The following is a 14,453-nucleotide window of genomic DNA, read 5'->3' as shown; positions in this document are numbered from 1 at the left end:
ACGTAGCTTGCCTTTAGTTACAATTGATGGTGAAGATTCAAAAGACTTCGATGATGCTGTGTTTGCTAAACGTCGTAAAAAAGGGTGGCGTTTATTAGTGGCGATTGCAGACGTTTCTCACTATGTTAAGCCAGGCACGCCGCTTGATGAAGCCGCTTTTGAACGTGGTAATTCGGTTTATTTCCCACAGAAAGTGATTCCGATGTTGCCGGAGAAATTGTCAAATGGACTCTGTTCGCTTAACCCGAAAGTGGATCGCTTATGTATGGTCTGTGATATGGCCATTGACGAAGACGGTAAGTTAGAAAGAACGCAGTTTTATGATGCGGTGATGAATTCCAAAGCCCGTTTAACCTACAACCAAGTGCATGAAATGTTGACGGATAAGGCTTCCGAACATCGTGAAACCTTTAACGAGGTTGTACCAAATGTCGAAGACCTGAATGACTTGTATCTTTTATTGAAAAAAGCCAGAGAGCAAAGAGGCGCTTTGGATTTTGATACGGTTGAAACGCGTATCGTTTTTGATGAAAACCGCAAGATCAAAGAAATTGTTCCGGTGCAACGAAACGAAGCACATAAGTTGATTGAAGAGTGCATGTTAATGGCAAATGTCGCGACGGCGCGCTATTTGAAATGGCATAAGATTCCGATGTTGTACCGCGTGCATGAAAAGCCTTCGGAAGAGCGTTTAAAAAACCTAAGAACCTTCCTAGGTGACTTTGGTTTGTCATTAGGCGGAGAAGACGAACCGGATGCACAAGATTATGCAGCAGTGAGTGAAGCCGTGAAGGGACAGCCTCATGAACACTTGGTTTCAACTGTGTTGTTAAGAAGCATGAACCAAGCGGTTTATCAGCCTGAAAATTTAGGGCACTTTGGCTTGAATTACGAATACTATGCGCACTTCACGTCGCCGATTCGTCGTTATCCAGATCTACTGATTCATCGAGCCATTCGGTTTGCATGGACGAAACAGCCCGTCGATCAGTTTGATTATAGCGAGAATAAAATGCAATCGCTGGGTGAACATTGTTCGGCGACTGAAAGACGTGCGGATGAAGCAACTCGTGAAGCCGTCACCTTCTTGAAATGCGAGTTTTTATCGCATCGTTTGGGTGAAGAATATGATGCCGTGGTGGCCGCAGCAACCAATTTTGGTTTGTTTGTCGAGCTGGAGCCGTTGTATGTTGAAGGGTTGGTTCATATTACGGAATTGGGTGAAGATTATTTCCACTATGATGCATCGCGTCACTGTCTAAAAGGGGAGCGAACCGGCAAAGTCTATCGCATTGGTGATCGTTTACGTGTCCAAGTGGCGCAGGTGAATTTGGATGACCGTAAAATTGATTTGCGTTTGTTGAGTTCAGAAGATTCCAGTTTGGATGTGATCGCAGAATCGTCGGATACGGCTGATAGCCAAGATGATAATGCGGCAGACAATAGCGCGCCCAAGAAACGGAAAAGACGGAATAGTCGTAAAAAAGGCGGTTATCGAGGTCGTAAGAAAAAGTCAGACGCTTCTGGCGAGTCGAGCGACGCGTGAAGCAGGATGTTTTGTATGGCATTCATGCGATTGAAAAGTTCTTAAAGCAGTCGCCGCACCTGATTTACGAATTGGTGTTTGTTAAAGGCGCTCATAATAAGCGCCTTCAAGCATTACAAGCACAAGCTAAACAGCTTGGTGTCAATGCCCGACAAGAACCAAAATCTTACTTTAATCAGTTTGATGGGGTTCATCAAGGCGTGGTGGCGACGATTGCCAAACAAGCCGAATTGACTGAAGCCGATTTAAAGGGGCTGATGGACACAACCACCAACCCGCTATTTTTATTTTTGGATGAAGTTCAAGATCCGCATAATCTCGGCGCGATTTTGAGAACGGCTGATGCCACAGGTGTGACAGCCGTGGTGATTCCAAAGCACAATTCGGTCGGTGTCAATGCAACGGTGCGCAAGGTCGCTTCCGGCGCCGCAGAAACGGTGAAGCTGGTGGTGGTATCGAATCTAGTTCGAACTCTGAAAGACTTACAGCAAAATGGTCTTTGGGTAACGGGGCTAGCCGGAGAAACTGATCAAACGCTTTATCAGGTTGATTTAAAGGGCGCTGTTGGAATTGTAATGGGGGCCGAAGGGTCAGGGCTTCGAAAATTGACGCGCGAATCCTGTGATCATCTTGCGGCCATTCCGATGGTGGGAACCGTTGAGAGTTTGAATGTTTCGGTTGCAGCCGGTGTAGCTTTATATGAAGCTTTCCGTCAACGACTGTGACGCCTTTTGAACGCGCTATTATTCTTTAAAACGACCAGGCCTGGTCGTTTTTTTTATTCTGAATCGGGGTTTTTAGGCTGATCCGAATGTTCTGCTGATGGGGCTGAGCTGTTTTCAAGTGGACGGTACAGGGCTTGGGCGGCTTGTAAATACCGTTTTCGGTGCCAAATTAACCCCCAACGGCTTCCGCCGACTTGTCGCCAGAGAATGGTGGCGCGTATGCCTGCAAGCAATAGCGCTCGAATTTTATTGGCGGTCTTCGGGTTTTGTAAGTGACCATGCTGACCGTTGACCATAATGCGCGGATTGAGAGTGCTAATATTTTCAGAATAGGCTCTGGCTAAGGTGGCAATGACATTGTCATGGAAATCGCCAAAATGGCTGCGTTGTGCTCGAGCCGACTCTATCACTTGAGAGACCTTTTCCAAGGTGCCTTCCGTTTTTGAAATATTTTTTTCTAAAATCATCAAACTTAAAACATATTTAGTCAATTCGATATTGCGTTGGGCATCCGCTTGGCTGGATTTCATCTGTGCCAGTAATGCGTGAATGCCCAGTTGTAGATGTTGAATGTCACCGCCAAATACATCTAACGTATCGGTTGGATTTTCACAAAACAACGAATTAATGCTGGTTTGAAAGGCCAATTCGTTGGTTTTGCCAGTTGTCGCCAATTGATATACTTGCTGAGCAACTTGGTAAATGCCAACGAGGGCGAGCGTTTTATCTTGATGGCTGTATTGGGTCATAACAAATCACTAAAAGTTGGGGGTTGATGATGGCGTTCGGTAATCACCGCACCGCCTAAACAAATGTCACCGCCATAGAATACCACTGATTGGCCAGGGGTAATGGCCGTTTGCGGTTGATCAAATTCAACTATAATTTTTCCCTGTTGGTATTCAATGATTTGGCAGGGTTGTTCGGGTTGGCGGTAGCGCACTTTAGCTTTAAATGCCGTATGTAAGGGCGGGCATTGTCCCGATACCCAGTCACAGGTATCGGCAACTAAGTAACGATGATTGAGTAATGGATGGTCTGATCCTTGTACCGCAACTAATTGGTTTTTTGCTAAGTCCTTATCGGCGGCAAACCAGGGAAGTCCCGAATCGCCATACCCCCCGCCAATACCTAACCCTTTGCGTTGGCCTAAAGTGTGATACATCAATCCTTGATGTTGTCCGATGATTTGGCCGTCGGTATCAATGATATCACCCGGTTGAGCAGGTAAAAATTGCTGTAAAAAGTCGGTAAACTTACGTTCGCCAATAAAACAAATGCCCGTGCTATCCTTTTTATTGTGCGTAATTAACCCAGCTTCTTCAGCCAGCTTCCTGACCAAAGGCTTTTCCAGTTCGCCCAATGGGAACAGGGATTTGGCTAATTGGTGTTGCTGTAGGGTATATAAAAAATAGCTTTGGTCTTTATTGTTATCTAAGCCTTTTAATAGATAACAGTGTCCACTTTGATCTCGACTAATACGGGCATAATGTCCGGTGGCAATATAGTCCGCACCCAGCTCTAACGCGTGCTGTAAAAAGGCTTTAAATTTAACTTCCTTATTGCATAGGATATCAGGGTTCGGAGTACGCCCACTTTGGTATTCGGTTAAAAAATGTTTAAAAACATTATCCCAGTATTCGCCGGAAAAGTTTTCAATATGCAGTGGAATATCCAGTGTTTCGCAGATGGCAAACACATCCAGTAAGTCTTCGGCTGCAGGGCAATAGTCTTCTGTATCATCGCCCTCCCAATTTTTCATAAACAGGCCTTCAACTTGATAGCCTTGCTGCTTGAGTAGGAGTGCGGTAACAGAGGAGTCAACGCCGCCGGAAAGACCAACAATGACTTTTGTCTGAGCGTTTTTTTCGATTTGTGTATTTGATGGTATTTGCATGGGGCTATTTTATCATGCTTTTGTTGTTAACAGGGATTCGCCCGGTGCTAATCTTCCCAGTTGGTAGTCGCCAATTCGAATGCGGATCAGTCGCAAGGTTGGAAAGCCGACGGCGGCCGTCATTCTACGGATCTGACGGTTTTTTCCTTCAGTCAGGGTGATTTCAACCCAAGAAGTAGGGATGTTTTTGCGTTCACGGATCGGTGGATTGCGAGGCCATAACCAGTTAGGTTCATTGATTTTGCGTGCTTTGGCTGGGCGGGTGATGCCATCTTTGAGCGGAACACCTTTTTGTAGGGCTTGTAATGCAGGTTGGTCTATTGCGCCTTCTACTTGCACGTAATAGGTTTTCGGCCATTTGTTTTGTGGGGAGGCGATTTGGTGTTGTAGTTTGCCATCATTGGTTAGCAGTAACAATCCTTCAGAATCTCTATCCAGACGGCCTGCTGCATAAAATCCTGGTTGATCGATAAAGTCAGCTAGCGTTTGACGTTGTGATTGGTATTGTGGCTCGTCAGTAAATTGGCAAAGGACGTTAAATGGCTTGTTGAATAGCAGTATTTCGCTCATATCGCTTATATTTTTGAGGTGAGTGAGTTAGAATAAAAGCCATTTTATCATCTTTAATAAGGTTGGGCTGCGTTCGGCGCCAACCTTTATTCATTTTTCGTTGACCGTTAATTTTAGGAAATTCGCATGACAGCATCTGCCAAAATTATTTATACCCTGACTGATGAAGCACCCGCTTTAGCTACCTTTTCATTGTTACCAATAGTGGAAGCCTTTACCAAAGCCGCAGGGGTGATGGTCGAAACTCGGGATATTTCTTTGGCTGGTCGCATTTTGGCGAATTTTCCTGACCGCTTAACGGATGATCAAAAAGTCGGCGATGCGCTGGCTGAATTGGGCGCTATGGCGAAAAAACCACAAGCCAATATTGTTAAATTGCCGAATATCAGTGCCTCTATCCCACAGCTAAATGCCGCTATTAAAGAGTTGCAAGCACAAGGATATGCGATTCCAGATTATCCGGCGAACCCGCAAAATGCAGAAGAAGAAGCGGTTAAAGCGACCTACGCTAAGGTGTTGGGTAGTGCAGTGAATCCTGTGTTGCGAGAAGGTAATTCAGATCGTCGAGCGCCGACCTCGGTGAAAAATTTTGCCAAAAAACACCCGCATTCAATGGGTGCTTGGTCTGAAAATTCAAAATCAAACGTGGCGCACATGACAGAAGGGGATTTTTACGGTTCAGAAAAATCGATCACTGTCCCTGATGCTACTCAGTTTCAAATCGAATTTGTATCCGCTTCAGGTGAGGTTGAAACGTTAAAAGACTCAGCACCGTTACTTGCCGGTGAAGTCATCGATGCAGCGGTGATGAGTCAAAAGGCTTTAAGAGACTTTCTTGCTAAAGCCGTGGCGGAAGCGAAACAACAAGGTGTTTTATTTTCGATTCATTTGAAAGCGACCATGATGAAAGTGTCTGATCCAATTATTTTTGGTCAAGCTGTGTCAGTTTTCTTTGCGGACGTGTTTGAGAAATATGCTGATGAGTTTGAGCGGTTAGGGGTAAACACGAACAACGGATTGGGGGATGTTTATGCCAAAATCGAATCTTTATCAGCCGACAAGCAAGCAGAAATCGAAGCGGCCATCGCCAAAACTATTGAAGACCAAGCGGATATCGCGATGGTCGATTCCGATAAAGGTATTACCAACTTGCATGTGCCGTCCGATGTCATTGTTGATGCGTCCATGCCAGCGATGATTCGTACCTCAGGACAAATGTGGAACAAAGATGGGCAGCAGCAAGACACTTTAGCCGTGATTCCGGATCGTTGTTATGCCGGGGTGTATCAGGAAACCATCAATTTCTGTAAACATCACGGTGCGTTTGATCCGACTACAATGGGAACCGTTCCGAATGTGGGCTTAATGGCTCAAAAAGCTGAAGAATATGGTTCACATGATAAAACCTTCCAAATGGACAATGCTGGAACGGTTCGAGTGGTTGAACCGAATGGTAATGTGTTGCTGGAACAAACGGTTGAAGCAGGTGATATTTTCCGTATGTGTCAGGTAAAAGATGCGCCGATTCAAGACTGGGTTAAACTGGCCGTTAATCGTGCGCGTGCTACCAATACACCGGCTGTTTTCTGGCTGGACACTAATCGCGCACATGACCATCAGTTGATTGAAAAAGTAAACCATTACCTATTGGATCACGACACAACAGGCTTGGAAATTCATATTATGTCGCCAGAGGAAGCGACGCGCTTTACATTACGTCACGTGAAAGAAGGCAAGGATGTCATTTCGGTCACGGGTAATGTGTTGCGTGACTATCTAACGGATTTATTCCCGATCTTGGAATTAGGGACCTCGGCAAAAATGTTATCGATTGTGCCTTTAATGAGTGGTGGCGGTTTATTTGAAACGGGGGCAGGTGGTTCTGCGCCCAAACATGTCCAGCAGTTTATGACTGAAAACCACTTGCGTTGGGATTCTCTAGGCGAATTTTTAGCCTTGGCCGTGTCGCTGGAGCATTTGGCGACTCATTATGATAACCCCAAAGCGCAGGTGTTGGCTGATACATTAGATAAAGCGACGGGGCGCTTCCTGGAAAACAATAAATCCCCTTCTCGTAAAGTGGGCGAGATTGATAATCGGGGTAGTCATTTCTATTTGGCAATGTATTGGGCAGAAGAATTGGCCGCGCAAACTGAGGATGCTGAATTAAAAGCACGGTTTGAAAAAGTGGCGGCCGCTTTATCTGAAAATGAAGAGCTGATTATGTCAGAACTCAATGGCGTACAAGGTAAAGCGATGGATATCGGAGGCTATTATAAGTTTGACCAAACGTTAGTCAGCCAAGCCATGCGTCCGAGCGCCACCTTAAATAAGGTGATTGATACGCTTTAAATTCCTTTCAATTTGTTAAATTAAAAGCCCGTCAAAATAACCAGGTCTGGTTGTTTTTCCGGGCTTTTTTTGGGTGTTCAAAAAAGGCTAAGTCGAATGGTTGATAAATCTTGGGTGGTTTATTTGCTGAAGTGTGCTGATAATAGTTTATATTGCGGTGTGACCAACGATTTAGTTCGTCGATTACGTCAGCATAATGGCGAAATTAAAGGCGGGGCAAAATATACTCAAGCTCGAAGGCCTTGTGAACTGGTTTATCAAGAAGTCTGTGAAGATAAAAGTAGTGCAATGCAGCGTGAATATGCGTTAAAGCGACTGTCACGCTTAGCAAAGCAGAAGTTATTTCTGTAAGAAATGGTAAAAACGACCAGGCCTGGTCGTTTTATAACGGGTTTAATCGTGTTTTGAGTCTAAAGCTCAATGTCATAATAGACGTTTTGAACGTCATCTAAATCTTCCAGCATGTCGAGGAAGCGTTCAAATTGTTCACGATCTTCGTCATTATCGATGGGTTTGGTCATTTGTGGAAGAAATTGAATTTCATCAACTTCAAAGTCAATGGCACCAAACGCATCAACTAACGCGCTTTTGGCTTTGGCATATTCGGTATGAGGAACAAAAACGCTGATTTTTCCATCTTCATTTTCAATATCAGAAACATCAACATCGGCCATTAATAGCGCTTCCAATACCGCTTCTTCGTCCTGACCCGCAAACACTAAAATGGCGGCATGATCAAACATATGGCTAACACTGCCTTGCGTACCAATTTTGGTTTTGGTTTTGGTGAAGCAACTGCGCACATCGCCAAAGGTTCGGTTGGGGTTGTCAGTCAGGCATTCAATAATCACCATGCTATTGCCAGGACCGTAACCTTCATAGCGGGCAATGGCAAAATCTTCACCGCCGCCGCCTTTGGCTTTGTCGAGTGCTTTGTCTATGACGTGGGCTGGTACTTGTGCTTTTTTGGCACGTTCTATCAACCCTTGTAAAGCTAAGTTGCTTTCGGGTTCAAGGCCGCCGCTTTTGGCGCACACATAGATTTCACGACTGAATTTGCTGTAAACTTTGGCTTTGGCATCAGAGGTTTTTGCCATTGATTCTTTACGGTTTTGGTAGGCTCTACCCATCTTTAAGTCCTGCGTTCCGATCAATTGAAAGCGCTAATTTTACACAATTTAAAATTGAGATGTTTGGCTTTAAGTTATCTTCTGTTTCACGTTGGGCGTACCATCAAATAGATGCCACAAGTTTTGATTATCCTCAATGATAAATATCATTTTGCCAACCTTACCCCCATTTCAATAGTTTTTGGCTATAATGGCATATTTTTAATCGACCCTCAGCCAAGGTTTGACGCGAATTTAGTCGGTTTTAGCGTTTACTAACCATTGAAATGGCGGGCTTTAAAGTGGTAAAGAATGAGTCAGCACAAAAAGTATTTTGGCACGGATGGAATCCGTAGCGAAGTTGGTAAGGGCATGATCCGCCCAGAGCAGGTATTAAAGTTAGGCTGGGCAACCGGGAAAGTTTTAAAGGATCATGGTGAGTCGACAGTGTTGATCGGTAAGGATACTCGGATTTCAGGGTATATGTTTGAGTCGGCTTTGGAAGCAGGGTTTATTGCTGCTGGAATCGACGTGTTGCTGGTAGGGCCTATGCCGACTCCTGCAGTGGCCTATTTGACTCAAACCTTTGATGCGGATGTTGGTATTGTTATTAGCGCATCGCATAATCCTCATTGTGATAATGGCATTAAATTCTTTTCTGCAACGGGTCATAAAATTTCTGATGAAATTGAATTTGAAATAGAGGCGGCATTTGAATCAGAGCTCGTGACCGTACCGTCGAATGAATTGGGGCGGGCGAAACGAATTGATGATGCCGCCGGGCGTTATATTGAATTTTGTAAAAGCACTTATCATGCGCGCCAAAAACTCAGCGGGTTAAAAGTAGTGCTTGATTGTGCACATGGCGCGACTTATCATGTTGCGCCCGCAGTATTCAAAGAACTGGGTGCGAAGGTTGTATCGATTGGGGTTGAACCGAACGGAATTAATATTAATCAGGATTGTGGTGCAACAGATCTCGCGCAGTTAAGTCGAAAAGTACAAGAGGTAGAAGCCGATTTTGGAATTGCCTTTGATGGGGATGGCGATCGGGTAATGATGGTCGATGCCAACGGCGATACGATTGATGGCGATGAGATCTTATATATTTTAGCGACTCAGGCCGACTTTGTGGTTGAGGGGGTCGTCGGCACGGTTATGAGTAATTTGGGGCTTGAGAAAGCGTTGATACAGCAGGATATCCAATTTATCAGAGCCAATGTCGGTGATCGTTATGTGATGCAGGCATTGCGTGAAAAAGGTTGGATTCTGGGGGCGGAAGCGTCGGGTCATGTGTTAAGTTTGGATAAATCCTCGACGGGAGATGGTATTGTTTCCGCCTTGCAGGTGATGGCTGCGCTCATGAATAGCGGTCAATCCTTGTCTGAGTTACGTTCAGGGATGCAAAAATACCCACAAATTTTAAAGAATATTCGGGTTGAAGACCCTAAGTGTGTGGTGAAAAGTTCGGCAATAGAGGCCGCAGTATCGGCATCAGAAGAGCGTATGGCGGGTAAGGGTCGCGTATTGATTCGAGCGTCAGGAACGGAGCCTTTGATTCGGGTTATGGTTGAGGGCGAGAGCTTGGAAGTTGTTGAGCGAGAAGTCGCTTGGTTGGCCGATTTAGTAAGAACAGAATTTTGTTAATTTTGTCAAGATTGTAATTTAAAAAAGAAACCGCTAACATAGACGGAATTTTGCATTAGGGACTGAAAAAAGAATGAGACAGCTATTAGTAGCCGGTAATTGGAAGATGCATGGTAGTAAGGCATCGATTAAGGATTTGATGACGGGATTGAATGCAGGTGCCTCAGAGGTCAAAGGCGCTTTGATGGCTGTTTGTCCGCCTTCAATTTATATCGATTATGCGAAAGGTTGTTTGGCAACCGATGCCATCGCTTTAGGTGGGCAGAATATGACGGTGGAACCCGTTCAAGGTGCCTATACCGGAGAGGTTTCAGCAACCATGCTTAAGGATTTCGGTTGTCGCTATGTGATATTAGGGCACTCAGAGCGCCGTGCAATGTTTGGTGAAACCAATGAGTTAGTCGCCCAAAAGGTGCAGACAGCTTTATCTGAAGGTTTGACACCTATCTTGTGTGTGGGAGAAACGCTAGAAGAGCGTGAAGTTGGGAATTTAGAAGCGGTTATTTCAGCTCAGTTAAGTGCGGTTTTAGATTTGGTTGGAATTCAGGCCTTTGAAAATGTGGTGATTGCTTATGAACCAGTCTGGGCAATTGGGACTGGGAAAACAGCGACTTCTGAACAGGCCCAAGCCGTGCATGCTTTTATTCGCGGTCAGTTAGCGGATCTTGATGCAGAAGTGGCGGAAAAAGTCATTATTCAATATGGTGGCAGTGTTAAGCCTGGCAATGCAGCTGAACTATTTTCTCAGCCTGATATCGACGGTGGTCTGATTGGCGGTGCTTCTTTAGATGCAAATGATTTTTTAGCGATATGCAAAGCTGCGGGAGCGCAATAATATGTTTCAGATAATTTTGGCAATCCATTTGGTTATGGCCTTTATTTTGATTGTGTTGGTTTTGCTACAACAAGGAAAGGGTGCTGATGCAGGCGCCAACTTTGGTGGGGGTTCATCACAGTCTGTTTTTGGGAGTGGCGGATCAAATAACTTTTTGCTAAAAGTGACCGCGATTGTTGCTTTTGTGTTCTTTGTAACCAGCTTGTCCTTGGCTTATCTCGGAGCACAACAAGCAAAGGGATACCAAAGTGTCGTTGAAAAAGTGGCTCCCGAGAAAGTGGAAAAACCCTCCGATTCAAATGAACCTGTGGTTCCGAATTAATACATTATTGCCGATGTGGTGAAATTGGTAGACACGCTATCTTGAGGGGGTAGTGGCGAAAGCTGTGCCGGTTCGACTCCGGCCATCGGCACCAAATTTATATCAACCAGTTTGGTTGAGATTGTTAATACTGCAACGATAACTGCAGTGCTTTGAGAGGCTAGAGATTCATGCTAGAAAATTACTTACCGATATTGGTGTTTGTGGTGTTAGGCATACTTTTTGGCGTAGGGCCAATCCTTTTGGGCTATCTATTGGGGCCTGATCGGCCTGACACGGAGAAGAATTCACCTTACGAGTGTGGGTTTGAAGCCTTTGAAGATTCTAGAATGCGTTTTGACGTTCGTTTCTATTTAGTTGCCATTCTTTTTATTATTTTCGATCTAGAAATTGCATTTTTATTTCCTTGGGCAATTGCGTTAGAGCAAGTCGGCGGTTTTGGGATACTCGCAATGGGTGTCTTTCTAACGCTATTAGTTGTTGGGTTTATTTATGAATGGAAGAAAGGAGCGCTGGAATGGGAATAGAAGGCGTTTTAAAGGAAGGAGTTGTTACCACTTCTGCAGATAAGTTAATAAACTGGGCACGTACAGGTTCTCTTTGGCCGATGACTTTTGGTTTGGCTTGCTGTGCGGTTGAAATGATGCACGCCGGTGCAGCCCGATATGATTTAGACCGTTTTGGGATTATTTTTCGTCCAAGTCCAAGACAATCTGACGTGATGATCGTGGCTGGAACCTTAGTCAATAAGATGGCACCTGCGCTACGTAAAGTGTATGACCAGATGTCTGAGCCTAGATGGGTTATTTCGATGGGCTCTTGTGCGAATGGTGGTGGCTATTACCATTATTCCTATTCAGTTGTAAGAGGATGTGATCGGATTGTTCCTGTCGATATTTATGTTCCAGGTTGCCCCCCAACTGCCGAAGCCTTGTTGTATGGCATTATTCAATTACAAAATAAGATTAAGCGTACTAATACCATTGCACGATAGTGTGTTTACTGGATAAAAGATATGAATCAATCAATTATAGAGTTACAAGCTAGCGTAGAAAAATTTCTAGGCGATGCAGTGGTTGCATCGAAGCGTGCACTGGGTGAGCTGACTATTGAGTTAGCACCTGACCAGGCATTTGATGCATTTGAAAAGATTAAGAGCCAACTTGGTTTTGAACAGTTGATCGATGTTTGTGGGGTTGATTACCTGGCTTATGGCGATGTGACCTGGGAAACCAGGGCTGCTTCACGATCTGGATTCAGCCGTGGGGTGTTTGATTTTGACGCGGATGAAACCAGTTCAGATGAAGTGATGCCGCGTCGATTTGCCGTTGTTTACCACTTATTGTCTGTTCAGCATAATGTCAGACTTAGAGTAAAAGTCTTTCCAAGTGATGTGGAATTTCCAATTGTGCCATCGGTCGTTTCCATTTGGAGTTCAGCAAATTGGTTTGAAAGAGAAGCCTTCGATTTATTTGGTATTTTGTTTGAAGGGCATCCTGATTTACGCCGAATTCTAACGGATTATGGTTTTGTCGGTCACCCATTACGAAAAGACTTCCCTTTAATTGGTCATGTCGAAATGCGATATGATGCCGAAAAAGCCCGGGTTGTTTATGAGCCGGTTACGATTGAAAATCGTGTGAATGTGCCCCGAGTCATCCGGCATGATGCTGAGCCCAACGGATAAGTAGAGAGAATCATTATGTCAGAAATTCGCAACTATACCCTTAATTTTGGACCTCAGCATCCATCGGCGCATGGTGTACTTCGCCTTGTTCTTGAGCTGGATGGAGAAACGATTGTTCGTGCAGATCCTCATATCGGATTATTACATCGTGGAACTGAAAAGCTAGCTGAATATAAACCATACAACCAGTCCATTGGCTATATGGACCGATTAGATTATGTCTCAATGATGGCCAATGAGCATGCTTATGTTATGGCCATTGAAAAAATGTTAGGGGTAACGGTACCCGAGCGGGCTCAATATATTCGCGTCATGTTTGATGAGATTACACGCTTGCTAAATCACCTTATGTGGTTGGGTGCGCATGCTTTAGATATTGGCGCTATGACGGTCTTTCTTTATGCTTTTAGAGAGCGTGAAGATTTAATGGATTGCTATGAGGCGGTATCTGGAGCCAGGATGCATGCAGCTTATTACCGTCCTGGGGGTGTTTATCGTGATTTGCCTGATACTATGGCCAAGCATGAGGCTTCAAAATGGCATACGGGTAAAAAGTTAGACAAACTAAATGAAGATCGTGAAGGATCTTTGTTGGACTTTATCGAAGCGTTTACCAAGCGTTTCCCCGGCTATGTTGATGAGTATGAAACCTTATTAACCGATAATAGAATTTGGAAACAGAGAACGGTCGATATTGGCATAGTTTCTCCTGAGCGCGCATTACAACTCGGATTTACTGGACCGATGTTAAGAGGGTCTGGTGTTGAGTGGGATCTGCGTAAGAAACAGCCTTATGAAGTCTATGACCGTTTGGCATTTGATATTCCAGTCGGCACCGAAGGGGATACTTATAGTCGTTATCTTGTTCGTGTTGCTGAAATGCGAGAGTCGAACAAGATTATTCAACAGTGTGTGAGCTGGCTTAGAGAAAATCCAGGCCCTGTTATTGCAGATGATCATAAAGTGACACCACCATCCCGTGAAGATGCAAAATCCAATATGGAAGCTTTGATTCATCACTTTAAATTGTTTACCGAGGGTTACTCGGTTCCTGAAGGTGAATGTTACAGTGCTGTAGAGCATCCTAAGGGTGAGTTTGGTATCTATATGGTTTCTGATGGTGCGAATAAGCCTTATCGAATGAAGGTGAGGGCGCCTGGTTTTGCACATCTTGCAGGCTTAGATGAAATGACAAAGGGCCATATGATTGCCGATGTCGTATCAATTATTGGGACTCAGGATATCGTTTTTGGAGAAGTTGATAGATGAATTTAAAAACAGATTCAGTGATTACTGGAAGTGTAAAAGAACGCATTGACCGCTGGGTAGCACGTTATCCTGATGATCAAAAACAATCTGCTGTAATGGCTTCTTTAAGGATCGTCCAAGAAACACAGGGTGGACATCTCACACCGGATTTAATGGATCAGATTGCAGACTACTTAGAAATGCCACCTGCCGCAGTTTATGAAGTTGCCACTTTTTATAGTAACTATGAGCATCAGCCAGTTGGAAAACATAAAGTTTGTGTGTGCAACAGTATCTCTTGTATGTTAAGAGGCAGTGAAGAGATTATCGAACACTTAGAAAATAGATTTGATATCAAGCCAGGTGAAGTGTCTAAAGATGGCCGCTTTTCTATTAAGAAAGTTGAATGTTTGGGCGCATGTGGTGGGGCTCCAATGATGCAAGTTGGTAAGACCTATTATGAAAACTTAACCGAATCATCTGTGGATGAGATCTTAGACGGCTTGGAGTAGTGA

At 44.4% G+C, this 14,453-nt stretch carries 16 protein-coding genes and 1 tRNA gene; 13 read left to right on the top strand and 4 right to left on the bottom strand.

Features of this window, described 5'->3' with window-relative positions:
* Positions 1-1,546, top strand: a 1,546-nt coding sequence (rnr, locus tag CYQ88_RS08585) for a ribonuclease R (RefSeq protein WP_101840947.1), incomplete at its 5' end; no start/stop codon positions are given.
* A complete protein-coding gene (gene rlmB / locus CYQ88_RS08580) occupies positions 1,543-2,271 on the top strand; it encodes a 23S rRNA (guanosine(2251)-2'-O)-methyltransferase RlmB (protein ID WP_101840944.1) in 729 nt (242 codons plus the stop codon). The genes rnr and rlmB, both read left to right, overlap by 4 nt.
* A gap of 53 nt (positions 2,272-2,324) precedes the next feature.
* Here rlmB and hflD read toward each other — a convergent pair whose 3' ends face one another.
* Genes hflD through CYQ88_RS08565 form a run of 3 tightly spaced genes read right to left on the bottom strand, consistent with a single transcriptional unit; the run spans position 2,325 to position 4,738 of the window.
* Positions 2,325-3,020 carry a high frequency lysogenization protein HflD gene (gene hflD, locus CYQ88_RS08575; protein ID WP_101840943.1) on the bottom strand — a complete coding sequence of 232 codons (696 nt, stop codon included), beginning with the start codon at positions 3,018-3,020 and terminating at the stop codon, positions 2,325-2,327.
* Positions 3,017-4,168 (bottom strand): tRNA 2-thiouridine(34) synthase MnmA, encoded by a 1,152-nt coding sequence (gene mnmA / locus CYQ88_RS08570; protein WP_199170179.1) that lies wholly within the window; start codon positions 4,166-4,168, stop codon positions 3,017-3,019. Before mnmA ends, hflD begins: the two co-directional genes overlap by 4 nt.
* A gap of 12 nt (positions 4,169-4,180) precedes the next feature.
* A complete protein-coding gene (locus CYQ88_RS08565) occupies positions 4,181-4,738 on the bottom strand; it encodes an rRNA large subunit pseudouridine synthase E (protein WP_101840942.1) in 558 nt (185 codons plus the stop codon).
* 126 nt (positions 4,739-4,864) lie between these two features.
* On the opposite strand from CYQ88_RS08565, the gene CYQ88_RS08560 reads away from it, so the two are divergent.
* Positions 4,865-7,090, top strand: a complete 2,226-nt coding sequence (locus CYQ88_RS08560; RefSeq protein ID WP_101840941.1) for an NADP-dependent isocitrate dehydrogenase — start codon at positions 4,865-4,867, stop codon at positions 7,088-7,090.
* A 96-nt stretch (positions 7,091-7,186) separates the two neighbouring features.
* Positions 7,187-7,441, top strand: a complete 255-nt coding sequence (locus CYQ88_RS08555; RefSeq protein ID WP_101840940.1) for a GIY-YIG nuclease family protein — start codon at positions 7,187-7,189, stop codon at positions 7,439-7,441.
* A 59-nt stretch (positions 7,442-7,500) separates the two neighbouring features.
* Here CYQ88_RS08555 and CYQ88_RS08550 read toward each other — a convergent pair whose 3' ends face one another.
* Positions 7,501-8,220 carry a YebC/PmpR family DNA-binding transcriptional regulator gene (locus tag CYQ88_RS08550; protein WP_101840939.1) on the bottom strand — a complete coding sequence of 240 codons (720 nt, stop codon included), beginning with the start codon at positions 8,218-8,220 and terminating at the stop codon, positions 7,501-7,503.
* 291 nt (positions 8,221-8,511) lie between these two features.
* Here CYQ88_RS08550 and glmM point away from each other — a divergent pair, with 291 nt between their 5' ends.
* The 9 genes from glmM (at position 8,512) to nuoE (ending at position 14,450) form a co-directional block, all read left to right on the top strand.
* Positions 8,512-9,846 carry a phosphoglucosamine mutase gene (gene glmM / locus CYQ88_RS08545; protein WP_101840938.1) on the top strand — a complete coding sequence of 445 codons (1,335 nt, stop codon included), beginning with the start codon at positions 8,512-8,514 and terminating at the stop codon, positions 9,844-9,846.
* Between the two features lie 73 nt (positions 9,847-9,919).
* Positions 9,920-10,681 carry a triose-phosphate isomerase gene (gene tpiA, locus CYQ88_RS08540; protein ID WP_101840937.1) on the top strand — a complete coding sequence of 254 codons (762 nt, stop codon included), beginning with the start codon at positions 9,920-9,922 and terminating at the stop codon, positions 10,679-10,681.
* Between the two features lies 1 nt (position 10,682).
* The gene (secG, locus tag CYQ88_RS08535; RefSeq protein WP_101840936.1) at positions 10,683-11,003 is read left to right on the top strand and encodes a preprotein translocase subunit SecG; all 321 of its coding nucleotides are present in this window, start codon (positions 10,683-10,685) and stop codon (positions 11,001-11,003) included.
* A 9-nt stretch (positions 11,004-11,012) separates the two neighbouring features.
* Positions 11,013-11,097 (top strand) — tRNA-Leu (locus tag CYQ88_RS08530).
* Between the two features lie 76 nt (positions 11,098-11,173).
* Positions 11,174-11,530: an NADH-quinone oxidoreductase subunit A gene (locus CYQ88_RS08525; RefSeq protein ID WP_101840935.1), complete on the top strand. Its 357-nt coding sequence runs from the start codon at positions 11,174-11,176 to the stop codon at positions 11,528-11,530.
* Positions 11,521-11,997, top strand: coding sequence for an NADH-quinone oxidoreductase subunit B family protein (locus CYQ88_RS08520; protein WP_101840934.1), 477 nt, complete (start codon positions 11,521-11,523; stop codon positions 11,995-11,997). The genes CYQ88_RS08525 and CYQ88_RS08520 overlap by 10 nt, the downstream gene beginning before the upstream one ends.
* Positions 11,998-12,018: 21 nt before the next feature.
* Complete coding sequence (locus CYQ88_RS08515; protein WP_101840933.1) at positions 12,019-12,690, top strand: NADH-quinone oxidoreductase subunit C; 672 nt, start codon at positions 12,019-12,021, stop codon at positions 12,688-12,690.
* A 15-nt stretch (positions 12,691-12,705) separates the two neighbouring features.
* Complete coding sequence (locus CYQ88_RS08510; RefSeq protein ID WP_101840932.1) at positions 12,706-13,959, top strand: NADH-quinone oxidoreductase subunit D; 1,254 nt, start codon at positions 12,706-12,708, stop codon at positions 13,957-13,959.
* Positions 13,956-14,450, top strand: a complete 495-nt coding sequence (gene nuoE / locus CYQ88_RS08505) for an NADH-quinone oxidoreductase subunit NuoE (RefSeq protein ID WP_101840931.1) — start codon at positions 13,956-13,958, stop codon at positions 14,448-14,450. The genes CYQ88_RS08510 and nuoE overlap by 4 nt, the downstream gene beginning before the upstream one ends.
* The last annotated feature ends 3 nt before the right edge of the window (positions 14,451-14,453 follow it).

It is taken from the genome of Hydrogenovibrio sp. SC-1 (assembly GCF_002848135.1).
GTDB lineage: Bacteria > Pseudomonadota > Gammaproteobacteria > Thiomicrospirales > Thiomicrospiraceae > Hydrogenovibrio.
This window is presented reverse-complemented; position numbering and strand designations above follow the sequence as displayed.